The organism is Ornithinimicrobium carbonis (assembly GCF_050703245.1).
GTDB lineage: Bacteria > Actinomycetota > Actinomycetes > Actinomycetales > Dermatophilaceae > Ornithinicoccus.
In genome coordinates, this window is record NZ_CP192647.1 from 3,001,292 (window position 1) to 3,027,054 (window position 25,763).

Consider the following 25,763-nt stretch of genomic DNA (forward strand, 5'->3'; position numbering starts at 1 on the left):
TGCGCGCTCCCCGCCCGGACCTTTCGCCACGCACGAGGGGCGGGTATGCCGTTCGCACGGCATACCCGCCCCTCGCGGCGGACCTGGGGCCGGGACGGGCCCGACCCGACGGGGTCAGTAGCGCTCGTCGCCCGCGGGCAGGTCCTCGAGGCGCACGGCCTCGCCGGTGCCCTGGCCGAACGCGCCGGCGTAGTCGAAGTCCTCGTAGACCGGCGGGGCGTAGGCCTCGGCCTTGGCCTCCTCGGTCGGCTCCACCGGCAGGTTCCGGTAGCGCGGCAGTCCGGTCCCCGCGGGGATCAGCTTGCCGAGGATGACGTTCTCCTTCAGGCCGAGCAGCGGGTCGCTCTTGGCCTCCATGGCCGCCTCGGTGAGCACCCGGGTGGTCTCCTGGAAGGAGGCCGCCGAGAGCCACGAGTCGGTGGCCAGCGAGGCCTTGGTGATGCCCATGAGCTCGGGCCGGCCGGACGCCGGGCGCCCGCCCTCGGAGACGACCCGGCGGTTCTCGGCCTCGAACCGGCCGCGCTCCACCAGGGTGCCCGGCAGCAGCTCGGCGTCGCCGGCCTCGATGACCGTGATCCGGCGCAGCATCTGCCGCACGATGACCTCGATGTGCTTGTCGTGGATCGACACGCCCTGCTGACGGTAGACGTGCTGGACCTCGTCCACCAGGTGCTGCTGGGTGGCGCGGGGGCCGAGGATGCGCAGGCAGGACCTGCTTGGGGTCGATCGCACCGGTGACCAGCTGGGCACCGACCTCGACGTGCTGCCCGTCCTGGACCAGCAGGCGCGCGCGCTTGCTGACCGGGTAGGCGTGCTCCTCCGAGCCGTCGTCCGGGGTGAGCAGGAGGCGCCGCGTCTTGTCGGTGTCCTCGATCTCGATCCGGCCGCTGGCCTCGGCGATCGGGGCGACCGCCTTGGGGGTGCGGGCCTCGAACAGCTCGACGACGCGGGGCAGACCCTGCGTGATGTCGTCGCCGGCCACACCACCGGTGTGGAAGGTGCGCATCGTCAGCTGGGTGCCGGGCTCGCCGATCGACTGGGCGGCGATGATGCCGACCGCCTCGCCGATGTCCACGAGCTTGCCGGTGGCCAGCGAGCGGCCGTAGCACCGCGCGCAGGTGCCGACCAGCGACTCGCAGGTCAGGACCGAGCGGACCTTGACCTGCTCGACGCCGGCAGCCACCAGGCGGTCGATGACCACGTCACCCAGGTCGATCCCGGCCTCGGCCAGCACCTCGCCGTCCTCGGAAGTGATCGTCTCGACCAGGGTGCGGGCGTAGACGGCCGTCTCCACGTCGTCGTGCTCGCGCAGGGCGCCGCTCTCCAGGCGGACCGCGATCGGCATGACGAAGCCGCGCTCGGTGCCGCAGTCGTCCTCACGGATGATGACGTCCTGGGACACGTCGACGAGGCGACGGGTCAGGTAGCCGGAGTCGGCGGTCCGCAGCGCGGTGTCCGCCAGCCCCTTGCGGGCGCCGTGCGTGGAGATGAAGAACTCCAGCACGGACAGGCCCTCGCGGAAGTTCGACTTGATCGGCCGCGGGATGATCTCGCCCTTGGGGTTGGCCATCAGGCCTCGCATGCCGGCGATCTGCCGCAGCTGGAACCAGTTGCCTCGCGCCCCGGAGGTGACCATCCGGTAGATGGTGTTGTCCTTGGGCATCGTGGTCTCCAGCTCCTTGGCGACCTCGTTGGTCGCCTGGGTCCAGATCTCCACGAGCTCCTGGCGACGCTCGTCGTCGGTGATCAGACCGCGCTCGTACTGCAGCTGCACCTTGGCGGCCTTGGCCTCGTAGCCGGAGAGGATCTCGATCTTGCGCTCCGGCGTCTGCACGTCGGAGATCGCCACCGTCGTGCCCGAACGGGTCGCGAAGTGGAAGCCCAGGTCCTTGAGGGCGTCGAGGCTCGCCGCGACCTGCACCTTCGTGTAGCGCTCGGCCAGGTCGTTGACGATCGCCGAGAGGCGCTTCTTCTCCACCACGTCGTCGACGTAGGCGTAGTTCGGCGGCAGGGCGTCGTTGAAGACCGCCCGGCCCAGCGTCGTGTCCAGCTCGAAGGCGTCCACGACGCCGTCGTCGGTCACGACGGCCCCCTCGGGGAGCTCGTGGCCCAGCGGGGGCGCGGTGTCGGTCAGGCGCAGCCGGATCGGCGTCCCAAGCGCGATCTGTCCGGCGTCGAAGGCCATCTGGGCCTCGGCGACCGAGCTGAACGCGCGCAGGTGGTCCTGCCCGTCCGCGTCGACGACCGTGTGGTCGCTGCCCTGGCCCGGCTCGCTGGGCGAGGTCAGGTGGAACAGGCCGATCACCATGTCCTGGGTGGGCATGGTCACCGGGCGACCGTCGGCCGGCTTGAGGATGTTGTTGGAGGAGAGCATGAGGATGCGCGCCTCCGCCTGGGCCTCGGCCGACAGCGGCAGGTGCACGGCCATCTGGTCACCGTCGAAGTCGGCGTTGAAGGCGGTGCAGACCAGCGGGTGGATCTGGATGGCCTTGCCCTCGACCAGCTGCGGCTCGAAGGCCTGGATGCCGAGGCGGTGCAGCGTGGGTGCCCGGTTGAGCAGCACGGGGTGGTCGGTGATGACCTCCTCGAGCACGTCCCAGACGACGCTGCGGCCCCGCTCGACCATGCGCTTGGCCGACTTGATGTTCTGCGCGTGGTCCAGGTCGACCAGGCGCTTCATGACGAACGGCTTGAACAGCTCCAGCGCCATCTGCTTGGGCAGGCCGCACTGGTGAAGCTTCAGCTGCGGACCCACCACGATGACCGAACGGCCCGAGTAGTCCACGCGCTTGCCCAGCAGGTTCTGACGGAAGCGGCCCTGCTTGCCCTTGAGCATGTCGGACAGGGACTTCAGCGGCCGGTTGCCCGGACCGGTGACGGCGCGGCCACGACGACCGTTGTCGAACAACGAGTCCACGGCCTCCTGCAGCATCCGCTTCTCGTTGTTGACGATGATCTCGGGGGCACCGAGGTCGAGCAGCCGCTTGAGGCGGTTGTTGCGGTTGATGACACGACGGTAGAGGTCGTTGAGGTCGGAGGTCGCGAAGCGTCCACCGTCCAGCTGGACCATCGGCCGCAGGTCCGGCGGGATGACCGGGACGCAGTCCAGGACCATCCCGGCCGGCTCGTTCTTGGTCTGCAGGAACGAGGTGACGACCTTGAGCCGCTTGATGGCGCGGGTCTTGCGCTGGCCCTTGCCGGTCGCGATGGTCTCGCGCAGCGAGGCCGCCTCGGCGTCCAGGTCGAAGGTCTGCAGACGCTTCTGCAGCGCCGCGGCGCCCATCCCGCCCTCGAAGTACATGCCGAAGCGGTCCCGCATCTCGCGGTAGAGCACCTCGTCGCCCTCGAGGTCCTGGATCTTGAGGTTCTTGAAGCGGTCCCAGACCTGCTCGAGCCGCTCGATCTGCTGGTCGGCACGCCGGCGGATCTGGTTCATCTCCCGCTCGGCGCCGTCCTTGACCTTGCGCCGGGCGTCGGCCTTGGCACCCTCTGCCTCGAGCTCGGCCAGGTCGGACTCCAGCTTCTTGGCGCGCTCCTCGACGTCGGCGTCGCGACGGTTCTCCAGCGCCTTCTTCTCGGTCTGGATCTGCGCCTCGAGGCTGGGCAGGTCGGCGTGCCGCTGCTCCTCGTCCACGTGCGTGATCATGTAGGCCGCGAAGTAGATGACCTTCTCCAGGTCCTTCGGGGCCAGGTCGAGCAGGTAGCCCAGGCGCGAGGGGACGCCCTTGAAGTACCAGATGTGGGTCACGGGCGCGGCCAGCTCGATGTGGCCCATGCGCTCGCGGCGCACGCCGGCGCGGGTCACCTCGACGCCGCAGCGCTCGCAGATGATGCCCTTGAAGCGAACGCGCTTGTACTTGCCGCAGTAGCACTCCCAGTCGCGGGTGGGACCGAAGATCTTCTCGCAGAAGAGCCCGTCCTTCTCCGGCTTCAGGGTGCGGTAGTTGATGGTCTCGGGCTTCTTGACCTCACCGTGGCTCCAGGTGCGGATGTCGTCCGCGGTGGCCAGGCCGATACGAAGCTCGTCGAAGAAGTTGACGTCCAGCACTTCGTGCTTCCTTTTCGTCAGGTATGCAGTGAAAAGTTCGTTCGTGGGTGGGTCGCCGGGCGTTGCCTCTGTCGAGGCGTCGCCCGGCGACCTCGTTCCACCGGGGGCAGGCGCGTGCGCGCCCCCGGCCTAGACCTCCTCGACGCTGCTCGGCTCCCGCCGGGACAGGTCGATGCCGAGCTCCTCGGCCGCGCGGAACACCTCGGTGTCCGACTCGCGCAGGTCGATCTGCGTGCCGTCGGAGGAGAGGACCTCCACGTTCAGGCACAGCGACTGCATCTCCTTGATGAGCACCTTGAAGGACTCGGGGATGCCGGGCTCGGGCACGTTGTCGCCCTTGACGATGGACTCGTAGACCTTGACGCGACCGGTGACGTCGTCGGACTTGATCGTCAGCAGCTCCTGCAGGGCGTACGCGGCGCCGTAGGCCTCCAGGGCCCAGACCTCCATCTCGCCGAAGCGCTGACCGCCGAACTGCGCCTTCCCGCCCAGCGGCTGCTGGGTGATCATCGAGTACGGCCCCGTGCTGCGGGCGTGGATCTTGTCGTCCACGAGGTGGTGCAGCTTGAGGATGTACATGTAGCCGACGGAGACCGGGTCCGGGTAGGGCTCGCCGGAGCGACCGTCGAACATCTTCGCCTTGCCGCTGGCACCGATGAGGCGCTGACCGTCCCGCGCGGGGGTGGTCGACTCCAGCAGACCGGTGATCTCCTCCTCGCGGGCACCGTCGAAGACCGGGCTGGCCACACGGGTGCGCGGCTCGGCCTCGCGGGCGTCCGCCGGGATGAGATCGGCCCACTCCGGGTCGCCCTCGATCTTCCAGCCCTGCGCGGCGGCCCAGCCCAGGTGCAGCTCCAGGATCTGGCCGATGTTCATCCGGCCGGGCACGCCCAGCGGGTTGAGCACGACGTCGACCGGGGTCCCGTCCTCGAGGAAGGGCATGTCCTCCACCGGGAGGATCTTGGAGATGACGCCCTTGTTGCCGTGGCGGCCGGCCAGCTTGTCGCCGTCGGTGATCTTGCGCTTGTTGGCGACGTAGACGCGGACCAGCTGGTTCACGCCCGGGGGCAGCTCGTCACCCTCCTCACGGTCGAACACCTTGACGCCGATGACGGTGCCGGTCTCGCCGTGGGGGACCTTCATCGAGGTGTCGCGCACCTCGCGGGCCTTCTCCCCGAAGATGGCGCGCAGCAGGCGCTCCTCCGGCGTCAGCTCGGTCTCACCCTTGGGCGTGACCTTGCCGACGAGCAGGTCGCCGTCGCGCACCTCGGCGCCGATGCGGATGATGCCGCGCTCGTCGAGGTCGGCCAGCACCTCGTCGGAGACGTTCGGGATGTCCCGGGTGATCTCCTCCGGGCCCAGCTTGGTGTCCCGGGCGTCGAGCTCGTGCTCCTCGATGTGGATGGAGGAGAGCACGTCGTCCTGGACGATGCGCTGGGAGAGGATGATGGCGTCCTCGTAGTTGTAGCCCTCCCACGGCATGAACGCGACCAGCAGGTTGCGACCCAGAGCCATCTCCCCGCCGTCGGTGGCCGGTCCGTCGGCGATGAGACCGCCGGCCTCGACCCGCTGCCCGGTGTCCACGCGGACCTGCTGGTTGTAGCAGTTGCCCTGGTTGGAGCGGGTGAACTTGCCGATGCGGTAGGAGGTGTAGGTGCCGTCGTCGTTGGCCACGGTGACCAGGTCGGCGGAGACCTCCTGGACCACGCCCGGCTTGCCGGCGCGCACGACGTCGCCCGAGTCCAGGGCGGCGCGGTGCTCCATACCCGTGCCCACGAGCGGAGCCTCGGCCCGCACGAGCGGGACGGCCTGACGCTGCATGTTGGCGCCCATGAGCGCGCGGTTGGCGTCGTCGTGCTCCAGGAAGGGGATCATCGCCGTCGCGGCCGACACCATCTGGCGCGCCGAGACGTCCATGTACTCCACCTCGCTGGCGGGCACGTCGACGGCCTCGCCGTCGTGGGCCCGCACGAGCACGCGCTCGTCGAGGAAGGTGCCGTCGTCACCGAGCTGGGCGTTGGCCTGGGCGATGACGAAGCGGTCCTCCTCGTCGGCGGAGAGGTAGTCGACCTCGTCGGTGACCTTGCCGTCGGCGACCCGCCGGTAGGGGGTCTCGACGAAGCCGAAGGGGTTGATCCGCCCGTAGGAGGCCAACGAGCCGATCAGACCGATGTTCGGACCCTCGGGGGTCTCGATCGGGCACATGCGACCGTAGTGGCTGGGGTGGACGTCACGGACCTCCATGCCGGCACGGTCACGCGACAGACCACCCGGACCCAGCGCGGACAGACGACGCTTGTGCGTCAGCCCGGAGAGCGGGTTGTTCTGGTCCATGAACTGGGACAGCTGGCTGGTGCCGAAGAACTCCTTGATGGAGGCGACGACGGGCCGGATGTTGATCAGGGTCTGCGGCGTGATCGCCTCGACGTCCTGGGTGGTCATCCGCTCGCGGACGACGCGCTCCATCCGGGACAGGCCCGTGCGGACCTGGTTCTGGATGAGCTCGCCGACGCTGCGCAGACGACGGTTGCCGAAGTGGTCGATGTCGTCGACCTCGACCGGCAGCTCGCCGGCCGGCGCGTCCAGGGTGGTCTCCCCGGCGTGCAGCGCGACGATGTAGCGGATCGTGGAGACGATGTCGTCCAGACCGAGCACGGACTCGCCGAGCGGCGCCTGCAGCCCCAGCTTCTTGTTGACCTTGTAGCGGCCGACCTTGGCCAGGTCGTAGCGCTTGGGGTTGAAGTAGAGGTTGTCCAGCAGGTTCTGGGCGGCCTCCTTGGTGGGCGGTTCGCCCGGACGCAGCTTGCGGTAGATGTCCAGCAGCGCCTCGTCCTGGCCGGCGGTGTGGTCCTTCTCCAGGGTGGCCCGGATCGACTCGTAGTCGCCGAACTGCTCGAGGATCTCGGCCTCGGACATGCCCAGGGCCTTCAGGAGCACCGTGACGCTCTGCTTGCGCTTGCGGTCCACGCGCACGCCGACCTGGTCACGCTTGTCGATCTCGAACTCCAGCCAGGCACCGCGGCTGGGGATGACCTTGGCCGAGAAGATGTCCTTGTCGGAGGTCTTGTCGAGGCTGCGCTCGAAGTAGACGCCCGGGGAACGGACCAGCTGGGAGACGACGACCCGCTCGGTCCCGTTGACGATGAACGTGCCGCGCGGCGGCGTCATGAGCGGGAAGTCGCCCATGAAGACGGTCTGGCTCTTGATCTCACCGGTGGAGTTGTTGATGAACTCCGCGGTCACGAAGAGCGGCGCGGAGTAGGTCATGTCCTTCTCCTGGCACTCCTCGATGGAGTACTTCTGCTCCTCGAACCGGTGGTCCCGGAAGCTCAGGGACATGGAACCGGAGAAGTCCTCGATCGGGGAGATCTCCTCGAAGATCTCCTCCAGACCGGAGGTGCTGGGAATGTCGTCGCGTCCGTCGGCCTGGGCGGCGGCGACACGCGCCTGCCACGCCTCGTTGCCGAGCAGCCAGTCGAAGCTCTCGGTCTGGAGGGCGAGCAGGTCGGGAACCTCGAGAGGCTCCCTGATCTTAGCGAAGCTCAGACGGCCGGAAGCCGTACGAGCGGTGGACACAGTCTTCTTCGCAGTGCGCGAGGCAGCCAAGGATTGGTCCTTCCACGGGCCTGGGGGCGGCTAGGTTCATCGCGGCCAGGACCTGCTCCCTCGCGTGCCGGACCGAGGGGCACGACGAGGTCTCGACGTGCGGCAGCGGTCAGCGGTGGGCGGGAGGCAGGTGCAGGGCAGCGCAAAGCGACAGCATACACGTCCAGACACACGTCGTCCAACCCCTGCGGCGTCCCCCTTGCCGCGACGGCGTCGTCGTGGCAGCAACTGTGCCCCTCCGGGGGGCGTTCGTCAAGCGTGCGCGCCGGTGGGCCGCACCGTCGCCGCGCCGTCGCGTCCCCGGAACGCCCGACGGGCGGGGCCGCAACCAGCGCATGCGCTGGTGCGACCCCGCCCGTGGCGGAGCGGTCCCGGACGGTCAGGCCGTCCGGAAGGGGCTCACTTGAGGGTGACGGTGGCGCCGGCGCCCTCGAGCTGCTCCTTGGCCTTGTCGGCGGTCTCCTTGTCGACCTTCTCCAGGACCGGCTTGGGGGCCCCGTCGACGAGGTCCTTGGCCTCCTTCAGGCCGAGGGAGGTCAGCGCACGGACCTCCTTGATGACCTGGATCTTCTTGTCGCCGGCGGCCTCGAGGACGACGTCGAACTCGTCCTGCTCCTCGGCGGCGCCCGCACCGGCGTCGCCGCCGCCTGCGGCCGGCGCACCGGCGGCCGCGACGGCGACCGGGGCGGCGGCGGTGACCTCGAAGGTGTCCTCGAAGGCCTTGACGAACTCGGACAGCTCGATCAGGGTCATCTCCTTGAACTGGTCAAGAAGCTCCTCGGTGCTCAGCTTCGCCATGATGGCGTCCTTTCTCTCGTGCCGTGAGTGGCGTGGGGGGTGGTGCTGCTGGTCGGACCGGACGGTCGTCTCAGCTGTCGTCGCCACCCTCGGCGACGTCGGTGGTGTCCTCGGCCGGAGCCTCGGCGGTGGTGTCCTCGGCCGGAGCCTCGGCGGTGGTGTCCTCGGCCGGAGCCTCGGCGGTGGTGTCCTCGGCCGGAGCCTCGGCGGTGGTGTCCTCGGCCGGAGCCTCGGCGGTGGTGTCCTCGGCCGGAGCCTGCGGAGCAGCGTCGGCCTCGGCCGGCGCGGCGGCGGGACCGCCCTGCTCCTCGACCTTCGCGCGCAGCGCGTCGACGACCCTGGCGGTCTGCGACAGCGGGGCGGCGAAGAGGGAGGCGGCCTTGCTCAGGTTCGCCTTCATGGCGCCTGCGAGCTTGGCCAGCAGGACCTCGCGGGACTCGAGGTCCGCGAGCTTGGTGATCTCCTCGGGGGTCAACGGCTTGCCGTCGAGCACCCCCGCCTTGATGACCAGGGCCGGGTTGGCCTTGGTGAAGTCACGCAGACCCTTGGCGACGGCGACCGGGTCGCCCTCGACGAAGGCGATCGCGGTGGGCCCGACCAGGTGCTCGTCCAGGCCCTCGATCCCGGCCTCGGCGGCAGCGCGCCTGGTCAGCGTGTTCTTCACCACGGCGTAGGTGGCGTGCTCGCGCATCGTGCCGCGGAGCTCGGTGAGCTGGCTCACCGTCAGACCGCGGTAGTTGGTCAGCACGGCCGCACCGGAGCTGCGGAACTTCTCCGTCAGCTCGGCAATGGCTGCGGCCTTCTCGGGCGTCGCCATGGTGGCCTCCTTCGTCACGTGGTGCCGGCTACCCCCGGGCCGCACGACAACGAGCCCCGGCGCAGGCGCACGGGGCTCGGACGCTGCAGGGGCGACCAGGGTCGCCCGCTGAGCGAGGCTCGTTTCATCCTGCGCTGGTCGCTCCGTCGTGGAGGCCTTCGGCCGACGCCCCGCGGATGCCTCTCGGCACCCGGGCACACCGACGACCGGCGGTCATGGGTATGGATCGAGGGTACGGCATCCGCCGGGAGCACCCCAAATCCCCTGGCCGGTGGCAGGGTGGCCCCATGGGCAGCATCACCGACGTCGCCGGGGTACGGGTGGGCCACGTCACCCTCGTCGAGGAGGAGCCGGTCGTCCGCACGGGCGTGACGTGCGTGCTGCCCCACGTCCGCGACCTGCTCGCCGAACCCGTTCCCGCGGCCGTGCACGTCGTCAACGGCTACGGCAAGCCGGTGGGGCTGAGCCAGGTGGGCGAACTGGGTGAGCTGGAGGCTCCCGTCCTGCTGACCGGGACGTTCGGGGTGGGGGCGGCCCACGAGGGGGCGCTCCGCGAGCTGCTGGCCCGCCACCCCGACCTGGGTCGGCCGGCGACGGTCAACCCGGTGGTGCTGGAGTGCAACGACGGGCGGCTCACCGATCTGCGGACCCTGGCGGTGCGGCCGCGGCATGCGGTGGCGGCCGTGACCGCGGCCAGGGCCGCCGACCCGGGGCACCGGGTCGAGCAGGGAGCGGTGGGCGCGGGGGCCGGCATGGTGGCCTTCGGCTGGAAGGGCGGGATCGGCACCTCCTCGACGCCCGTCCTCGACCCGGACGGGAGGGGCCGCCGGACGCTGGGAGCCCTCGTCCTCACCAACATGGGACGGGCGCAGGACCTGGTCCTGCACGGGCGACGGGTGGGTGGTCCCGGGACCGGCGGGGGGCCGGACCCGGTCGACGGGTCCGTCGTGGTCCTCCTGGCCACCGACGCCCCGCTCGACTCCCGTCAGCTCGGCCGGCTGGCACGGCGCGCCCAGAACGGTCTCGCCCGCACCGGGGTGCCCACGGCCCACGGGTCCGGCGAGTTCGTGCTGGCGTGGAGCACCGCCGACCCGACCGGACCGGCCCGTCGGGACGGGCCGTGGCTCTCGGCCTGGTTCGTGGCGGTGGCCGACGTCGTCGAGGAGGCCGTGCTCGCCTCGCTGCGCAGCGCGGTGACCACGTCGGGCCGAGACGGGGTGCGGGCGTACCGCTGCCCGCACCTCTGAGACCGACCCCCACCCGGCCCGCCCAGGCCTTGCGGAGGTGGATCTTCCTCAGCCCCGCCCGGACACCTCCGGCAGGCGCCAGGAGACCGCCGCACCCACCAGACCCAGCACGGCCAGGAAGACGAGGGCCGGCACCTCCCCCAGGGTGGCCAGGCCGGCGCTGACGGCGCCCGTGACCAGCAGGATGACCCCCATCGCCGTGTTCGCGGTGGCCACGTAGCGGGTGCGCAGGTCCCCCTCGGCCATGTCGACGACGTAGGTCTTACGGGCCACCCGCACACCGACGTGGACCAGGCTGATGACCAGGTAGCCCCCGACGAGGGCGGGCAGCACCAGGACGTCGGCCCCCGCGACCACCACCCACACGACGAGCAGGACCACGAGCGAGGCGGCCGCCGCACCGACCACCATGACGAGCCGGCTGGAGCGGTCGGCCAGCCGGCCGAAGACCCGTCCCCCGACGACGGACGCGACCCCCTGGGCGATGACGAAGGCTCCCAGGCCCGCCAGCCACGAGCTGCCGCGGTCCGCCGCCAGCGTCACGAGGAAGGGCGGTGCGAGCGCGGACACGAGCAGCAGGGCCCGGGCCACGACGAAGTGGCGGAACTCCCGGTCGGTCCCCAGGAGGGTCAGGGTGTCCCGCACCCACGACGACCCGGCGCCCGTCCCCCGGTCCTCGCGCCCGGCCCGCTGCCCTCCCCGCGTCGCTGCCCTCCGGCGTCCGGGCCTGCCCTCCTCCCCCCACGAGGGTCGCTGGACGGACCCTCGGGGCTCTCGGGGATGCCGGCGTAGACCGCGACGCCGATGAACCAGGTGAGCGCCGCCCCGACGAGCAGAGCCGCCAGCACGGCGACGTCCAGGTCCTGCCCCAGCCGCTGCAGCGCCACGCCGAGCACGACCGCCACGATGCCGGAGACGGCGGTGGCGATGCCGGTGACCTGGCCGCGCTGGCCCTTGGGCACGGCCCGGCCCTGGACGTCCTTGGAAGCCATCGAGCACAGGGCCCGGGCCAGGGCGAACACCGCGAGCGCGGTCACGACGAGGACGCCGGCCAGCAGGCCCTCGGCGAACGTGGCGGCCGCCGCCATCCCGAGGGTGGCCAGTCCCTGGCCGGTCGCTCCCACCATCCAGACCCGGGTGCGCCGCGGTGCCCGCAGCACCCACGGCGTCAGCGCCGCCTGGGGCAGCATGGACCCGGACTCCCGCACCGGCACGAGCAGGCCGACCAGCGCCGCGGGCGCACCGAGGAGCGTCAGCAGCCACGGCAGCACCGTCTTGGCGTTCACCACCTGGTCGCCGGCGCTCTGGAGCGCGTTCGCCGCCATGAGCCGGAGCCCTCCGGACGCCACCCGCCGGGCGCCACCCAGCTGCTCCTCTGCCTCCGTGTCCGCGGTGACGAGCCGGTGGTACCAGCGCACCGACGCCGGCTCGCCCCGGCTGTCGCCTCCGCGCGGCCCGCCCTCCGTCCGTCCGGGCCGTGCCTGCGGCCGACCCTCGCTCACCGGGGCCCGCCCTCGTCCGGGCCGGCGGCGCGCAGCGTGCCCAGCCGCTCCCGCAGCTGCTCGGCACGGTGGGCGTTGCCGTGCAGCTCCAGGTAGGCCGGGCCGTGCAGCGACAGCAGCGCGTCGTCCAGCCGCCGCACCGCGGCCGGCGGGTAGCGGTAGCCCATCGTCGCGTTGACCGCCTCGGTGTCGATGCCCGCGAGCTGGGCGCCCAGCTCCTCCAGGGAGGTGATCCCCAGCTCGAGCAGCAGCCCGGCGATCCAGCCGTAGTGCTCGGTGCGCGACCACCCGGCCCCGGGGAAGCGGCCGGCGAGGAAGGTCGCCAGCTCCTGCGCGCCGATCCGCGGGTCGTCCCCGTCGGCCTCGGAGGGCACCGCGGGCATCGCCTGGAGACGGTCGCGGATCGCAGAGAACTCCCGGTCGGCCAGCTCGAGGAGGCCGGCGGCGAGCGTGAACCGGCGGTTGAGGTCGGAGGCGTGCTCCACGGGCACGGTCCCCTTGTAGCGGATGTCGTGCTCGAACTCCGCCCAGGCGTGCTGCAGCACGGTCCGCACCTGGACGGACGCGGTGTAGGGCCGCAGCAGCTCGCGCTCCGGGGTGAGCGAGCGGGAGGCGTCGACGGCGACGAGCAGGTGGCGGCTGGCGTAGCCGAACGCACCCTGGTCCGCCGTCTCCCGGCCCATGTCCCGGTCCTCGAGCACGGCGAGCGTGGAGGCGAGCAGCTCGGCGACGATCTCCACGTCGTCGCGCACGTAGGTGATCACCCGCAGGCCGATCTGGTCGGTGATCTCGGCCAGCGGCCGGGGGAAGACCGGCCTGCCGTCGTGGGTGCGTCCTGCCTTGGCGGCGAAGGACTGCACGCTCTTGGTGCGCCCCGTGACGGACAGGTAGTTGACCCCGGCGTCGTCGAGGAGGTCGGTCACCAGCCGGACGAAGCCGTACGTGGCCACCTCCAGCTCGGGCAGGTGGGCGACGTAGGCGTCCACCGAGGCCCGCAGGTCCTGGGGATCGGGTCCGCCGCTCATGGGCACCATCCTGCCGCACCCGGGCGGACGCGCCGGAGCCCGGGGAGCGGATCGCTCCCCGGGCTCCGGGACGGGTGATGACCGGCGACGCCGGCCGGGATCACTCGCTCTCGGTGGAGGTGCTGCCCACGCGCGAGGGGTCGACCGGGATGCCCGGGCCCATCGTCGTGGCCACGGTCGCCTTGGTGACGTAGCGACCCTTGGAGCTGGACGGCTTGAGCCGCAGGACCTCGTCGATGGCGGCGCCGTAGTTCTCGACCAGGGCGGCCTCGTCGAAGGAGACCTTGCCGATGATGAAGTGCAGGTTGGCGTGCTTGTCCACGCGGAACTCGATCTTGCCGCCCTTGATCTCGGTCACGGCCTTGGCCGTGTCCATCGTGACGGTGCCGGTCTTGGGGTTCGGCATGAGGCCGCGGGGGCCGAGCACCTTGCCCAGGCGACCGACCTTGCCCATGAGGTCGGGGGTGGCCACGACGGCGTCGAAGTCGGTCCAGCCGCCGGCGATCTTCTCGATCATGTCGTCCGAGCCGACGAAGTCCGCGCCCGCCTCACGGGCGGCCTCGGCCTTGTCACCGTTGGCGATGACCAGGACGCGGGCGGTCTTTCCGGTGCCGTTGGGCAGGTTCACGGTGCCACGGACCAGCTGGTCGGCCTTGCGCGGGTCGACACCCAGGCGCAGGGCGACCTCGATGGTCGCGTCGTACTTCGTGGTGGCGGTCTCCTTGGCGAGCCGCACCGCCTCGACGGGGCCGTAGAGCCTGCCGTCCTCGATCTTCTCGGCGGCGGCCTGGTAGGCCTTGCTGCGCTTCATGTGCACTCCTTGGTGGTGGTGGGAGGTGTGGTCGGACGGGCCGAAGCAGGCCCTGCCACGGGGTGGGGTGGCGGGAGGGTGCACCGGTGCGCACCCTCCCGGTCTCCCGGGTCCCGGGTGCGCGGTCCGCCCCAGGGGGCGGGCGGCATACCCGGGTGGTGGATCACTGGACGGTGATGCCCATCGACCGGGCGGTACCGGCGATGATCCGCTTGGCCATGTCCACGTCGTTGGCGTTGAGGTCCTGCATCTTCATCTCGGCGATCTCGGTGAGCTGGGCGTCGGTGAGGGTGGCGACCTTGGTCTTGTGCGGCTCGCCGGAGCCCTTGGCCACGCCGGCGGCCTTCTTGATCAGCTCGGCGGCCGGCGGGGTCTTGGTGACGAAGGTGAAGGAGCGGTCCTCGTAGACCGTGATCTCCACGGGGATGACGTTGCCGCGCTGGGACTCCGTCGCGGCGTTGTACGCCTTGACGAACTCCATGATGTTGACACCGTGCTGACCGAGGGCCGGGCCGACGGGGGGCGCGGGGGTGGCCGCACCGGCCTGGATCTGCAGCTTGATGAAGCCGGAGACCCTCTTGCTCTTGGGGGGCATGCGAACTACTTCCTTGTCGTGGGCCGACGCCGTGGGCGATGACCCGGTTGCAGTCCCGACGTCGGTCGACGCCGGGCGGACGCAGGGCGGAGGCTCAGAGCTTCGCGACCTGGTTGAAGGACAGCTCGACCGGGGTCTCCCGGCCGAAGATGGAGACGAGCACCTTGAGCTTGTTGCTCTCGGGGATGATCTCGGAGATCGTCGCGGGCAGGGTCTCGAAGGGACCCTCCATGACGGTGACCGACTCGCCGACCTCGAAGTCGACCTGGCCACCGGAGGCACCGCCGGCCGAGGACCCGGCGCCGGCGGCGCCCGTGGCCGGGGCGCCCGATCCGGCGGCGGCCGGGGTGTCGAACGTGGGGGCCAGCATGGAGACGACCTCGTCGATGCTCAGCGGCACCGGCTGGTGGGCGTTGCCGACGAAGCCGGTGACGCCGGGCGTGTGCCGCACAGCGCCCCAGGACTCGTCGGTCAGGTCCATCCGCACCAGCACGTAGCCGGGCATCCGCACGCGGCGCACCTGCTTGCGCTGGCCGTTCTTGATCTCGGTGACCTCCTCCATGGGGACCTCCACCTCGAAGATGAAGTCCTCCATGTTCAGGCTCGTGATCCGGGTCTCGAGGTTGTGCTTGACCCGGTTCTCGTAGCCCGCGTAGGAGTGCACGACGTACCAGTCGCCGAACTTGCCCCGCAGGACGGACTTGAAGTCCTCCAGCGGGTCGGCCGGCTCGTCGTCGGCACCGGCGGCCGGCTCGTCGTCGTCGGTCTCGACGGCCTCGTCGTCGGTCTCGACGGCCTCGTCCACCGCAGGGGTGAGGTCGGCCTCCTCGGCGGGGTCGGTCCCGGTGGAGGGGTCCATGTCGTCCGAGGGCGCGGTCGTGTCGGCGACGTCGGTGCCGGGCTCGGTCTGCTCGTCGTCCGGGGCGGCGTCGAACCGCTCGGCCGCCGCCAGGTCGGCCTCCTGCACGGACTGCTCGGCGGTGCCCTCGTCGACGGAGGGGTCGCCGGCGCCCAGGCGGACGTCGGTCTCGGGGGTCTGCTCGGCCATGCCCTACTTCCTCATACGGTGTCGTCGTCGCGACCACGGGTCGCGGCGCGGGTGCTCGGTGGTGCTGCTCAGGACCCGAAGACGAGTCCCATCAGCCCTCGGAACAGCTGGTCCAGGCCGAAGATGTAGCCCATGACCGCGGCGACGAAGACGAGCACCACGATGGTGTAGGTGATCAGCTCCTGCCGCGTGGGCTGGACGACCTTGCGCAGCTCGGCCAGGACCTGCTCGACGAAGGACGACGGGCGGGCCGGCTGACCGGTGCCGGTCGGGCCGCCACCACGCGCGACACCCTCGGTGTCGTGGGCCGGGTTCGCCACGGATCGCCTCTCCTCGTGCTGTCTATAGCCTGTCGTCGAGCGCGGTCGGCGCCCGGTCGTACGGACCTGCGCCGGGTCGTGCGGATCTGACCGCTCGCGCAGGGCATGAGGGACTCGAACCCCCAACCGCCGGTTTTGGAGACCGGTGCTCTACCAATTGAGCTAATGCCCTTCACCGGGTGGTGCTGCGCCGGCCGCCGGTGGGGGGCAGGCTGACGCACGGTGCGAACACCCGAACAGGCAGTCTACGTGAGCCCCTCCCCAGGTGCAAAGATGGACGGGTGAGCGAGCAGACGCAGACCCCCACGCCCCGCATCTCCGCCAGGATCGGCTCCATCGCCGAGTCGGCCACCCTGGCGGTCGACGCCCGGGCCAAGGCACTGAAGGCCGAGGGTCGCCCGGTCATCGGCTTCGGCGCCGGAGAGCCCGACTTCCCCACGCCCGACTACGTCGTCGAGGCCGCGGCGGAGGCCGCACGCCAGCCGGTCAACCACCGCTACTCCCCCGCCGGCGGCCTGCCCGACCTGAAGAAGGCCGTCGTGGCCAAGACCCGGCGCGACTCGGGGTATGCCGTGGAGCCGGCGAACGTGCTCATCACCAACGGCGGCAAGCAGGCGGTCTACAACACCTTCGCCACCCTCCTCGACCCCGGTGACGAGGTGCTCCTGCCCACCCCCTACTGGACCACCTACCCGGAGGCGATCCGGCTCGCCGGCGGCGTGCCGGTGGACGTGTTCGCCGGGGCCGACGCGGCATACCTGGTGTCCGTGGACCAGCTCGAGGCGGCCCGCACGGACCGCACCAAGGTGCTCCTCTTCTGCTCCCCCTCCAACCCGACCGGGGCCGTCTACCCGCCCGAGCAGGTCGAGGCCATCGGCCGCTGGGCCCTGGCACGGCATCTGGGTGGTCACCGACGAGATCTACGAGCACCTGCTCTACGACGGGGCGCAGGCGCCCTCCATGCCGGTCCTCGTCCCGGAGCTGGCCGACACCTGCGTGGTGCTCAACGGCGTCGCGAAGACCTACGCGATGACAGGGTGGCGCGTGGGCTGGATGATCGGCCCCGCGGACGTGGTCAAGGCCGCGACCAACCTGCAGAGCCACGCGACCTCCAACGTCGCCAACGTCTCACAGCGGGCCGCGATCGCGGCCCTGGAGGGCGGTCTCGACGCCGTCGAGGAGATGCGCACGGCCTTCGACCGTCGCCGACGCCTCATGGTGGACATGCTCAACGCGATCGAGGGCGTGCACTGCCCCGTGCCGCAGGGGGCGTTCTACGCCTACCCCTCGGTGGAGGGCGTGCTGGGCAAGGAGATCCGGGGCCGGACCCCGCAGACGTCCGCGGAGCTGGCCGCGCTCATCCTCGACGAGGTAGAGGTGGCCGTCGTGCCCGGTGAGGCCTTCGGCCCCAGCGGCTACCTGCGGCTGAGCTACGCCCTCGGGGACGAGGACCTCAAGGAGGGCGTCGGCCGGATCCAGGCGCTGCTGGGCGAGGCCCGCTGAACCTGGCCGGACGACCGGTGGCCGGACGGGCCGGTGGCCGGACGGGCCGGTGGCCGGCCGGGTCGAGGCGACGGAAGTCGCCCGCATCGGGGGATATTTCCCCTGATCCGGGCGACTTTCGTCGTGTCGGGCGACCTCAGTCGGTGCCGAACTCCATCGCGGCCCAGTCGAGGGCCTCCTCCTCGTCCTCGGTCGGACCCACGCCGCCGGCGATGCGCTCGGCGCCGCCGGGCGTCAGCTCACCGACGAGCGAGGTGGTGGCCAGGCCCATCGCGGAGGCGGCGGCCCCGCCGCTGCCGAGCAGGCCCATGCCGACGTACTGCTCCAGGCGCGCGCGCGAGTCGGCGATGTCCAGGTTGCGCAGCGTGAGCTGGCCGATCCGGTCCGTCGGGCCGAAGGCGGCGTTGGTGACCCGCTCCATCGAGAGCTTGTCCGGGTGGTAGGAGAAGGCCGGGCCGCCGGTGCTGACGATGGAGTAGTCCTCGCCGCGCCGCAGCCGCAGCGTGACCTCACCGGTCACCGCCGAGGCGACCCACCGCTGCAGCGACTCGCGGATCATCAGCGCCTGCGGGTCCAGCCAGCGGCCCTCGTACATGAGCCGCCCCAGGCGCCGGCCCTGGTCGTGGTAGGCGGCGATGGTGTCCTCGTTGTGGATCGCGTTGACGAGCCGCTCGTAGACGATGTGCAGCAGCGCCATCGCCGGTGCCTCGTAGATGCCCCGGGACTTGGCCTCGATGATCCGGTTCTCGATCTGGTCGGCCATGCCCAGCCCGTGCCGCCCGCCGATCTCGTTGGCCTTCATCACCAGGGCCACGGCGTCGCCGTCGAAGTCGTCCCCGTCGATGGCCACCGGCCGCCCGTCCTTGAACGAGACGGTGACGTCCTCCGTGGGGATCTCCACCTCGGGGTCCCAGAAGCGCACGCCCATGATCGGCTCGACCAGCTCGATGCCGACGTCGAGGTGCTCCAGCGACTTGGCCTCGTGCGTGGCGCCCCAGATGTTGGCGTCGGTGGAGTAGGCCTTCTCCTTGCTGGCCCGGTAGGGCAGGTCCCGCTCGGAGAGCCACTGGCTCATCTCGTCGCGACCGCCCAGCTCGTGGACGAACGCCTCGTCCAGCCAGGGCTTGTAGATGCGCAGGTTGGAGTTGGCCAGCAGGCCGTAGCGGTAGAACCGCTCGATGTCGTTGCCCTTGAAGGTCGAGCCGTCGCCCCAGATGTTGACGCCGTCGTCCTTCATCGCCCGGATGAGCATCGTGCCGGTGACGGCCCGGCCCAGCGGCGTGGTGTTGAAGTAGGTGCGCCCGCCGGAGCGGATGTGGAAGGCGCCGCACGCGAGGGCGACCAGACCCTCCTCGACGAGCTCGGGCCGGCAGTCGACCAGTCGGGCGATCTCGGCGCCGTACTCCTGCGCCCGGGCCGGGACGGTGTCGATCTCCGGTTCGTCGTACTGGCCGATGTTCGCCGTGTAGGTGCAGGGCACGGCCCCCTTCTCCCGCATCCACGCGACCGCCACCGAGGTGTCGAGACCGCCGGAGAAGGCGATGCCGACACGTTCACCGACGGGGATGCTCGTCAAGACCTTGGACATGCCGATCAGTGTATGCGGACCTTCGCATAGATATGCAATCCGCAGGTCAGGGTATGCCGCAGCGGGCCCCGGTCCGTCCGCTACTCGTCCCCGCGCAGCTGGAAGCGCTGCAGCCGCCAGCCCGCGAGGAGCACGCCCACGACCAGCACCACGACCGAGGCGACCACGGCGTAGGTCGTCGACAGGTCCACCGGCGGGACGTCCACCTCGGTCGCGGCGTCTCCGAGCCGCTGGACCAGGGACCGGACCGAGACGTAGCGCACCCCGACCAGGAGTCCCCCCAGGAGACCCTCGACGATGAGCACGTACACCAGCCCGGCGATCATGCCGTGCCGGGTCGCGGCCGACATCGCGGTGAAGAGTGCCGTATAGAGGACGGCGGCCACCGCCCCGAGGAAAGCTGCCGTCGCCACCCACCGCCCGCTCAGCCCGCCCGCGAACGCCGTCGCCGCGAGGCCGCCGGCCCCGAGCAGCACGCTCACGCCCGCGGCGACGACGAACTTGGACAGGGCCACGGCATACCTGCTCACGGGGGTGGAGAGCAGGTAGACGACCGAGCCGTCGTCGATCTCCGGGCCGAGCACGCCGTTGGCCGCCAGCAGGGCGACGAGCGGGACGACCAGGGCCAGCCCGAGCTCGAGCACCACGAGGGAGGCGCTGACCGGCCCCCCGGTGAGCGCCCGGAGCACCCCGGCGGTGGCGACGAGCAGGAGCGGCAGGCCGGCGAGCAGCAGCCCGCGCCGCTGTCCCGCGAGCGCCTGCAGCGCCAGCCGCATGATGGTGGCGTTCACGACTGCACCAGGTAGGTGAAGACCGACTCCAGGGACTCGTCCGTGGGCAGCAGCTCGCGCACGGTGATGCCGTGCTCCCGGGCCAGCCGGGGCAGGGCGAGGCTGAACCCGCCCGTGTCCGTCACCTCGACGGTCGTCGCCGGTCCGCCGGCCAGCTCGGCCAGGCCGACCGCCCGCACGCTCGGCTCCCGCATGAGGACGGCGGCCAGCAGCCGGTCGTCGCTGCTGCGGACGGTGTAGTGGGAGGGCCGGTCGGTCATCAGCCGGCGGATGGCTCCGAAGTCCCCGCTGGCGGCGTGCCGGCCGGCGACGACCACCTCGACGTGGCGGGCGATGTGCTCGACCTCCTCGAGGATGTGGCTGGAGAAGAGCACGGCCCGACCCTGCTCCCCCATCCGGGTCAGCAGGTCCATCAGGTGCATCCGCTGGCGCGGGTCGACACCGTTGAACGGCTCGTCGAGGAGGAGCACGCGGGGCTCGTGCACCAGGGCCGAGGCCAGCTTGGCCCGCTGGCGCATCCCCTTGGAGTAGGTGCTGATCGGCCGGTCGGCCGCCTCGACGAGGTCAACCTCCTCCAGGGCGCGGGCCGCCGCGTCACCGGGGTCGGGCAGCCGGTGCAGCTCCGCGCTCGCGCGGACGAACTGGCGGCCGGTCAGGTAGGAGAAGCTGACCTCGCGCTCGGGGACGAGACCCAGGTGGCGGTAGGTGCCGACCTCTCGCCACACGGGCGTGCCGTCCAGCGTCACCGTGCCGGCGGAGGGGGCCAGGAACCCGGCCATCATCGCGATCAGCGTGGACTTGCCGGCGCCGTTGGGACCCAGCAGGCCGGTGACCCCCGGCCCGATCGTCATCGACACGTCGTTGACCGCCACGACGTTGCCGTACCAGCGCGAGACCTTCTCCAGCACGAGCTCGCTCACCTCAGGACCCCTTGCTGCGGTAGCGACGGACCAGGGCTCCCAGCCCCAGGACGACGAGGGCGAAGGCGACGGCGAGCATGAGCAGCGCCGTGCCCGCCGTGCCGGCCGGTGCCGGGTAGACGGGGGCGGCGTCGCTCAGCCCCGCCTGGACGGAGTCGACGACGACGAAGGGCGACAGCAGCCCGAGCCAGGTGGCGAGCCGGTCCTGGCCCTCCCCCGAGGCGACCTCCTGCAGGGCCGCGGTGATGCCCAGCCCCATGAGGAGCACCATGATCGTGCCGCCCACCGCCAGCCCCCGGCGCATGGTCCAGGACGCCGCGAGCGCCGCGACCGTGGCCAGCATGACCGCCAGGAGGACGGCGCCTCCGATCGCGACGGCCACCTTGGGCAGCTCCTCCCCCGGGTCCGCCCCCGCCGCGAGGCCGCCGACGACGAGGATCAGCAGGGGGGTGACGACGAAGGCCAGGATCGACAGCAGCAGGGACGACCACCGCAGGAGCGCGAACTGCGCCGCCCCCAGCGGTCTGGCCAGGTAGAGGCTGATCACCCCCGAGCGCAGGTCGCGGGAGAAGAGGACCGGCGCCTGGGCCGCGACGAAGAGCGCCACGAGGAAGGCGGTGTTCTGGGTGTAGCCGGCGTAGTTGAGCAGCTCGGGCCCCAGCCCGATGAAGGCCATGATGCCCACCAGCACGACGGCCGGGACGATGCTCATCGCCAGGAGGGCGAAGGGCAGGATCTTGGCCTTTCCGGACCGTCCGAACCCGAACACCGCCAGGACCCCCGACCACAGCAGGGAGCGCGCGATCCCACCCGTCCCGACCCGCGGCCCCCCGTAGCTGCGGTACCCGATGTCGTGGATGACGCCCTGCCGCCCGGGCGCGCCGCTCATCGGGCCGCCTCCTCGCGGAAGACGTCCTCGAGCTGACCGGTCTTGGCCTGCAGCCGCACCAGCCCCAGCCCCAGGTCGACCGCGGTGTCCCGGACGAGGTCGCGGAGCACGTCCGGCGCGGTCGTCGTCGGGTCGATCTCCAGCAGCGTCCCGCGCGGGCGGCAGACGAGGCCCCGGCCGGCCAGCGCCCGTCCCTCCCGCGCCTGCGCGTCCGAGCCGTGCCCGGCCGGCTCGAGCACCTCGACGACGAGGACGCCCGTGTCCCCCAGGAAGGACCGGGTGGACTCCGAGCGCAGCAGGTGACCGGCGTCTAGGACCACGACGTGGTCGCTGACCCGCTCCAGCTCGCCGAGCAGGTGGGAGGTGACGAGCACGGGGATGCCGAAGTCGTGGCCGATGCGGCGGATCAGCCCCAGCATGTCGTCCCGGGCCGCCGGGTCCAGGCCGTTGGTGGGCTCGTCGAGCATCACCAGCCGCGGGTCGTGCACCAGGGCCTGCGCCAGCTTGGCGCGCTGCTTCATCCCCGTGGAGTAGGTGCCCATGAGGCGGTAGCGCTCCTCGGCCAGGCCCACGTGCCGCAGGACGTCGGCGGCGCGCTCCCGGGCCGCGGCGGCGGGCAGGCCCGACATCCGCCCCATGTGCACGACGAAGTCGATCGCCCGCATGTCGGGCGGCAGGCAGTCGTGCTCGGGCAGGTAGCCGACCACCTGCCGGATCTGCGGACCGGCCCCGGTGATGTCGTGCCCCAGGACGCGCGCCGACCCGCTGGTGGGCCGGAGCAGACCGAGCAGGATCTTGATGAGGGTCGACTTGCCCGCCCCGTTGGCCCCGACGAGGCCGGTCACTCCGCCACCGAGGTCGAGCGTCAGGTCCTCGAGGGCCACGACGGAGCCGGCGGCGTAGCGCTTGCCCAGCCCCTGCGTCTCGACGACACCCATGGCGGCGACAGTATCCCCCGCGGGTGCCCGGTGGGGTGGGGATCGCCTGAACGGGTCGGGGTGGACGGGTGAAGGTTCCGCACCATGAGGTAGACACGGACCATGACCCGTCCGGTGCGCACGCTGCCCAAGGCGCACCTGCACCTGCACTTCACCGGGTCGATGAGGGTCTCGACGGTGCGCGACCTCGCGGAGCAGCACGGGCTGCGTCTCCCGCACGCCTTCACCAGCGACTGGCCCCCGCAGCTGTCGGGGCAGACGAGCGCGGGTGGTTCCGCTTCCAGCGTCTCTACGACGCCGCCCGCGCGTGCGTGCGCGGCGAGGCGGACATGCGCCGCATCGTGCGCGAGGCCGCCGAGGACGACGCCGCCGAGGGCTCGCGCTGGCTCGAGCTGCAGGTGGACCCCACGTCGTACGCCCCCTTCGTCGGCGGCATCACCCCGGCGCTGGAGATCGTCCTGGACGAGGCGCGGACCGCGAGCGCGGACACCGGGACCCACGTGGCCGTCGTGGTCGCGGCCAGCCGGATGCGGCACCCGCTGGAGGCCCGCACGCTGGCCCGGCTGGCGTCCCGGCACGCGGGCGAGGGCGCTGGCACGGTCGTGGGGTTCGGGCTGTCCAACGACGAACGACGGGGTATGACGAGCGAGTTCGCCCCGGCCTTCCGGATCGCCGCGCGGGCGGGGCTGGCGAGCGTGCCGCACGCCGGCGAGCTGCTGGGGGCCGACCACGTGCACGTCGCCCTGGAGCACCTGCGGCCCGACCGGCTGGGTCACGGTGTCCGCGCCGCCGAGGACCCGGCCGTCCTGGCGCGGGTGGTGCAGGAGGAGGTGACCCTGGAGGTCTGCCCGACCAGCAACGTCGCGCTGGGCGTCTACCCCACGCTGGCCGACGTCCCCCTCCGTCGGCTCCTCGACGCGGGGGCCCGGGTGGCCCTCGGCGCGGACGACCCGTTGCTCTTCGGCAGCCGCCTGGTCGCCCAGTACGAGAGCGCCCGTCGGGACCAGGGCCTGCCGGACGAGGTCCTGGCCGAGCTGGCCCGCGCGTCGGTGCGTGGTTCCTCGGCTCCGGCCGCGGTGCGGGCCGGGCTCCTGACGGCCGTCGACGACTGGCTGGCGGGCGACCCGCACGACGCGGACGAGACGCGCGACGTGGACGGGGTGGACGGGGTGGACGGGCGGAGAGACGGCCCCTCCAGAGCTGGAGCCCGACCAGTCTAGAGCTGGAGCCCGACCAGCACCGGCTCGTTGACGAGGCGGACCCCGAAGACGCGCTCGACCCCGTCGCGGACCTCCCGGGCCACCTCGAGCACGTCGGCCGCGCGGGCGGACCCGCGGTTCGTCACGGCCAGGGTGTGCTTGGTCGACAGGCCGGCGGGACGGCCCTGCACGGTCGCGTAGCCCTTGGGGAACCCCGCCCGGTCGATCAGCCACGCGGCCGAGGTCTTGACGTGGGCCTCGTCGCCGGCCGGGAACTGCGGCGGCACCGGTCCCCCGGCGCCGAGGTGCTCCTGCGCGCGCGCCCGCAGCCGGGCCATGGCGTGGAGCGTGAGGATCGGGTTGGTGAAGAAGGACCCGCAGGACCAGGTGTCGTGGTCGGCGGCCTCCAGGACCATGCCTCGGCGGCCCCGCTGCTCCAGCACCGCGGCCCGGGCGTCGGCGAGGGGCACGCGCCCCCCGAGGGGCACCCCCAGACCGTCCGCGAGCGCGGCATACCCGATCGGCTGGGAGAGCTCGGTGGGGCGCAGCGAGAAGGTGACCGACAGCACGACGTGGCGCGGTGTCACCGCCCCGCCGGGGGCGTCGGCGCCCAGCATGGACTCCTTGAGGACCGAGTGGCGGTAGGAGAACTCCAGGTCGGCGGCGAACATCGTGCGGACGCGCTGCTCGAGGCGGTCCCACACCCGCACCTGGGCGACGGTCTGGGCGACCTCCTGGCCGTAGGCACCGACGTTCTGCACCGGTGTGGCCCCGGTCGACCCGGGGATGCCGGAGAGGGCCTCGATGCCGGACCAGCCGTGCTCCACGGCGTGCGCCACCACGTCGTCCCAGACCTCGCCGGCCGCGACCGTCGCGGTGACGCCTCCGCAGGCCGAGTCCTGCGGGACCTCGATGCCGCGCGTCCGGACGAGGACCACGGTGCCCGGAAAGCCCTCGTCGGCCACGAGCAGGTTGGACCCGCCGCCGACGACGAGCAGCGGCTCACCGGCGCCGTCCGCCTCGCGGACCGCGTCGACGAGCTCGGTCTCCGTCGTCGCGACGACCACCCGTCGGGAGGGCCCGCCCACCCGCATGGTGGTGAGCTCGGCGAGCGGGGGGTGTGCCGCGGGGTCGACGGCGGGGGAGCCGGCGGGCTGCGTCATGCCCGCACCACGGCCTGGCAGCGGCCGAGGACCTTCTGGCCGCCGCAGGTGACGGTGAGCTCCAGGGTCCGGGTGCCCGCCTCCTCGTCGGAGCGCTTCACCACGCCCTGCACCAGCACCTCGACCGTCTCTCCCTCGGGGACGACGACCATGCCGGTGAACTTCGTGGAGCACGACAGGACGCGCGCGGGGTCGCCGCCGGCGTAGGAGGTGACGACGTCGAGGGCGGCACCCATCGTCCACATGCCGTGCGCGATGACGTCCTCCAGGCCCACGGACCGGGCGAACCCGGCGTCCTGGTGGATCGGGTTCTGGTCGCCCGACGCGTCCGCGTAGGCGAGCAGCCGGGCACGGTCGACGGTGACGGTGCGGCGCAGCACGTCGGGACCGGGGGTCCCGGTGGGTGTGCCCCCGGCGGTCTCGCGGTCGGGTCCCATCAGCCCTGCCCCCTCACCACGATCGTGGAGGTCACCGTGGTCACCGGCCCACCGTCGGCACCGGTGAGCTCGACGCGGGTGGAGACCATCCCGTGGCCTCCCGCCTCCCGCATCCGGTCCACGTGCAGGGTCCCGGTGAGCACGTCCCCCGCGACGATCGGGCGGTGGTGGGTGAACCCCTCCTCGCCGTGCACGACCCGGGAGAAGTCGATGCCGGCCTCCGGGTCCTGGACGAGCTGCGCCTCGCAGCGCTGGGCCAGGCGGACCGCGAAGGTGGGAGGCGCCACGACGTCGGCGTGACCCAGGCTGCGGGCCGTCCCGGGGTCGAGGTGCGCCCCGTTGGTCGACCCGAGGGCCTCGGCGAAGGCGACGATCTCCTCGCGCGTGACCGGGAACGGCCCGGCGGGCGGGTACTCCCGACCGGCGTAGTCGGTGTTGACAGGCATGCCGGTCAGCCTAGTGGGGACGCGCTCCCGGACGACGAAGGCCGCCACCCCGGCGGGGGTGACGGCCTCGTG

18 protein-coding genes, 1 tRNA gene and 4 pseudogenes are annotated in these 25,763 nt (G+C 71.9%); 3 read left to right on the forward strand and 20 right to left on the reverse strand.

Going from position 1 to position 25,763, the window contains the following annotated elements; translation table 11 throughout:
- Positions 1-114 precede the first annotated feature (114 nt).
- The 4 genes and pseudogenes from ACQ95T_RS15080 to rplJ all read right to left on the reverse strand — a co-directional run.
- A pseudogene (locus ACQ95T_RS15080) lies at positions 115-4,048 on the reverse strand (DNA-directed RNA polymerase subunit beta').
- 129 nt (positions 4,049-4,177) lie between these two features.
- On the reverse strand, positions 4,178-7,654 hold the full coding sequence (gene rpoB / locus ACQ95T_RS15085; protein ID WP_431473051.1) for a DNA-directed RNA polymerase subunit beta: 3,477 nt from the start codon (positions 7,652-7,654) through the stop codon (positions 4,178-4,180).
- A gap of 399 nt (positions 7,655-8,053) precedes the next feature.
- Positions 8,054-8,452, reverse strand: a complete 399-nt coding sequence (gene rplL / locus ACQ95T_RS15090) for a 50S ribosomal protein L7/L12 (RefSeq protein WP_425944058.1) — start codon at positions 8,450-8,452, stop codon at positions 8,054-8,056.
- 175 nt (positions 8,453-8,627) lie between these two features.
- Positions 8,628-9,269, reverse strand: a pseudogene (rplJ, locus tag ACQ95T_RS15095) (50S ribosomal protein L10); the annotation flags it as partial.
- A gap of 287 nt (positions 9,270-9,556) precedes the next feature.
- On the opposite strand from rplJ, the gene ACQ95T_RS15100 reads away from it, so the two are divergent.
- Positions 9,557-10,516 (forward strand): P1 family peptidase, encoded by a 960-nt coding sequence (locus ACQ95T_RS15100; protein WP_425944062.1) that lies wholly within the window; start codon positions 9,557-9,559, stop codon positions 10,514-10,516.
- A 48-nt stretch (positions 10,517-10,564) separates the two neighbouring features.
- Here ACQ95T_RS15100 and ACQ95T_RS15105 read toward each other — a convergent pair whose 3' ends face one another.
- The 8 genes from ACQ95T_RS15105 to ACQ95T_RS15140 all read right to left on the reverse strand — a co-directional run bounded on the left by ACQ95T_RS15105 (position 10,565) and on the right by ACQ95T_RS15140 (position 15,989).
- Positions 10,565-11,161, reverse strand: coding sequence for a hypothetical protein (locus ACQ95T_RS15105; RefSeq protein WP_431473052.1), 597 nt, complete (start codon positions 11,159-11,161; stop codon positions 10,565-10,567).
- Complete coding sequence (locus tag ACQ95T_RS15110) at positions 11,146-12,018, reverse strand: hypothetical protein (RefSeq protein ID WP_431473053.1); 873 nt, start codon at positions 12,016-12,018, stop codon at positions 11,146-11,148. Before ACQ95T_RS15110 ends, ACQ95T_RS15105 begins: the two co-directional genes overlap by 16 nt.
- Complete coding sequence (locus ACQ95T_RS15115; RefSeq protein WP_425944066.1) at positions 12,015-13,043, reverse strand: GTP pyrophosphokinase; 1,029 nt, start codon at positions 13,041-13,043, stop codon at positions 12,015-12,017. Before ACQ95T_RS15115 ends, ACQ95T_RS15110 begins: the two co-directional genes overlap by 4 nt.
- Before the next feature lie 100 nt (positions 13,044-13,143).
- Positions 13,144-13,854 (reverse strand): 50S ribosomal protein L1, encoded by a 711-nt coding sequence (rplA, locus tag ACQ95T_RS15120; protein WP_425944068.1) that lies wholly within the window; start codon positions 13,852-13,854, stop codon positions 13,144-13,146.
- 163 nt (positions 13,855-14,017) lie between these two features.
- Positions 14,018-14,449 carry a 50S ribosomal protein L11 gene (rplK, locus tag ACQ95T_RS15125; protein WP_425944070.1) on the reverse strand — a complete coding sequence of 144 codons (432 nt, stop codon included), beginning with the start codon at positions 14,447-14,449 and terminating at the stop codon, positions 14,018-14,020.
- 94 nt (positions 14,450-14,543) lie between these two features.
- The gene (locus ACQ95T_RS15130; protein WP_425944072.1) at positions 14,544-15,497 is read right to left on the reverse strand and encodes a transcription termination/antitermination NusG family protein; all 954 of its coding nucleotides are present in this window, start codon (positions 15,495-15,497) and stop codon (positions 14,544-14,546) included.
- Between the two features lie 68 nt (positions 15,498-15,565).
- Positions 15,566-15,817, reverse strand: a complete 252-nt coding sequence (secE, locus tag ACQ95T_RS15135; protein WP_425944074.1) for a preprotein translocase subunit SecE — start codon at positions 15,815-15,817, stop codon at positions 15,566-15,568.
- Between the two features lie 99 nt (positions 15,818-15,916).
- Positions 15,917-15,989 (reverse strand) — tRNA-Trp (locus ACQ95T_RS15140).
- Between the two features lie 109 nt (positions 15,990-16,098).
- Between ACQ95T_RS15140 and ACQ95T_RS15145 the strand changes: the two are divergent.
- Positions 16,099-17,320, forward strand: a pseudogene (locus ACQ95T_RS15145) (pyridoxal phosphate-dependent aminotransferase).
- A gap of 136 nt (positions 17,321-17,456) precedes the next feature.
- Here ACQ95T_RS15145 and argG read toward each other — a convergent pair.
- The 5 genes from argG to ACQ95T_RS15170 form a co-directional block, all read right to left on the reverse strand.
- The gene (gene argG, locus ACQ95T_RS15150; RefSeq protein WP_425944078.1) at positions 17,457-18,908 is read right to left on the reverse strand and encodes an argininosuccinate synthase; all 1,452 of its coding nucleotides are present in this window, start codon (positions 18,906-18,908) and stop codon (positions 17,457-17,459) included.
- A gap of 80 nt (positions 18,909-18,988) precedes the next feature.
- Complete coding sequence (locus tag ACQ95T_RS15155) at positions 18,989-19,699, reverse strand: ABC transporter permease (RefSeq protein WP_425944080.1); 711 nt, start codon at positions 19,697-19,699, stop codon at positions 18,989-18,991.
- Entirely contained in the window at positions 19,696-20,619 is a 924-nt protein-coding gene (locus ACQ95T_RS15160) for an ABC transporter ATP-binding protein (protein ID WP_425944082.1), read from the reverse strand. Before ACQ95T_RS15160 ends, ACQ95T_RS15155 begins: the two co-directional genes overlap by 4 nt.
- 1 nt (position 20,620) lies before the next feature.
- Positions 20,621-21,508: a hypothetical protein gene (locus tag ACQ95T_RS15165; RefSeq protein WP_425944084.1), complete on the reverse strand. Its 888-nt coding sequence runs from the start codon at positions 21,506-21,508 to the stop codon at positions 20,621-20,623.
- Entirely contained in the window at positions 21,505-22,446 is a 942-nt protein-coding gene (locus tag ACQ95T_RS15170) for an ABC transporter ATP-binding protein (protein WP_431473054.1), read from the reverse strand. The genes ACQ95T_RS15165 and ACQ95T_RS15170 overlap by 4 nt, the downstream gene beginning before the upstream one ends.
- Before the next feature lie 162 nt (positions 22,447-22,608).
- Between ACQ95T_RS15170 and ACQ95T_RS15175 the strand changes: the two are divergent.
- Positions 22,609-23,666, forward strand: a pseudogene (locus ACQ95T_RS15175) (adenosine deaminase).
- Here ACQ95T_RS15175 and ACQ95T_RS15180 read toward each other — a convergent pair.
- Genes ACQ95T_RS15180 through ACQ95T_RS15190 form a run of 3 tightly spaced genes read right to left on the reverse strand, consistent with a single transcriptional unit; the run spans position 23,663 to position 25,691 of the window.
- Positions 23,663-24,808 (reverse strand): UDP-N-acetylmuramate dehydrogenase, encoded by a 1,146-nt coding sequence (locus tag ACQ95T_RS15180; protein WP_425944090.1) that lies wholly within the window; start codon positions 24,806-24,808, stop codon positions 23,663-23,665. The pseudogene ACQ95T_RS15175 and the gene ACQ95T_RS15180 overlap by 4 nt on opposite strands.
- Entirely contained in the window at positions 24,805-25,245 is a 441-nt protein-coding gene (locus ACQ95T_RS15185) for a MaoC/PaaZ C-terminal domain-containing protein (protein WP_425944092.1), read from the reverse strand. The genes ACQ95T_RS15180 and ACQ95T_RS15185 overlap by 4 nt, the downstream gene beginning before the upstream one ends.
- Complete coding sequence (locus ACQ95T_RS15190) at positions 25,245-25,691, reverse strand: FAS1-like dehydratase domain-containing protein (protein WP_425944094.1); 447 nt, start codon at positions 25,689-25,691, stop codon at positions 25,245-25,247. Before ACQ95T_RS15190 ends, ACQ95T_RS15185 begins: the two co-directional genes overlap by 1 nt.
- Between the last annotated feature and the right edge of the window lie 72 nt (positions 25,692-25,763).

Bases quoted from the DNA above. Each gene is read 5' to 3' on its own strand.
- rplL (WP_425944058.1), bottom strand. From the start codon at position 8,452: ATGGCGAAGCTGAGCACCGAGGAGCTTCTTGACCAGTTCAAGGAGATG.
- ACQ95T_RS15100 (WP_425944062.1), top strand. From the start codon at position 9,557: ATGGGCAGCATCACCGACGTCGCCGGGGTACGGGTGGGCCACGTCACC.
- ACQ95T_RS15115 (WP_425944066.1), bottom strand. From the start codon at position 13,043: ATGAGCGGCGGACCCGATCCCCAGGACCTGCGGGCCTCGGTGGACGCC.
- rplA (WP_425944068.1), bottom strand. From the start codon at position 13,854: ATGAAGCGCAGCAAGGCCTACCAGGCCGCCGCCGAGAAGATCGAGGAC.
- rplK (WP_425944070.1), bottom strand. From the start codon at position 14,449: ATGCCCCCCAAGAGCAAGAGGGTCTCCGGCTTCATCAAGCTGCAGATC.
- ACQ95T_RS15130 (WP_425944072.1), bottom strand. From the start codon at position 15,497: ATGGCCGAGCAGACCCCCGAGACCGACGTCCGCCTGGGCGCCGGCGAC.
- argG (WP_425944078.1), bottom strand. From the start codon at position 18,908: ATGTCCAAGGTCTTGACGAGCATCCCCGTCGGTGAACGTGTCGGCATC.
- ACQ95T_RS15165 (WP_425944084.1), bottom strand. From the start codon at position 21,508: ATGAGCGGCGCGCCCGGGCGGCAGGGCGTCATCCACGACATCGGGTAC.
- ACQ95T_RS15170 (WP_431473054.1), bottom strand. From the start codon at position 22,446: ATGGGTGTCGTCGAGACGCAGGGGCTGGGCAAGCGCTACGCCGCCGGC.
- ACQ95T_RS15180 (WP_425944090.1), bottom strand. From the start codon at position 24,808: ATGACGCAGCCCGCCGGCTCCCCCGCCGTCGACCCCGCGGCACACCCC.
- ACQ95T_RS15185 (WP_425944092.1), bottom strand. From the start codon at position 25,245: ATGGGACCCGACCGCGAGACCGCCGGGGGCACACCCACCGGGACCCCC.
- ACQ95T_RS15190 (WP_425944094.1), bottom strand. From the start codon at position 25,691: ATGCCTGTCAACACCGACTACGCCGGTCGGGAGTACCCGCCCGCCGGG.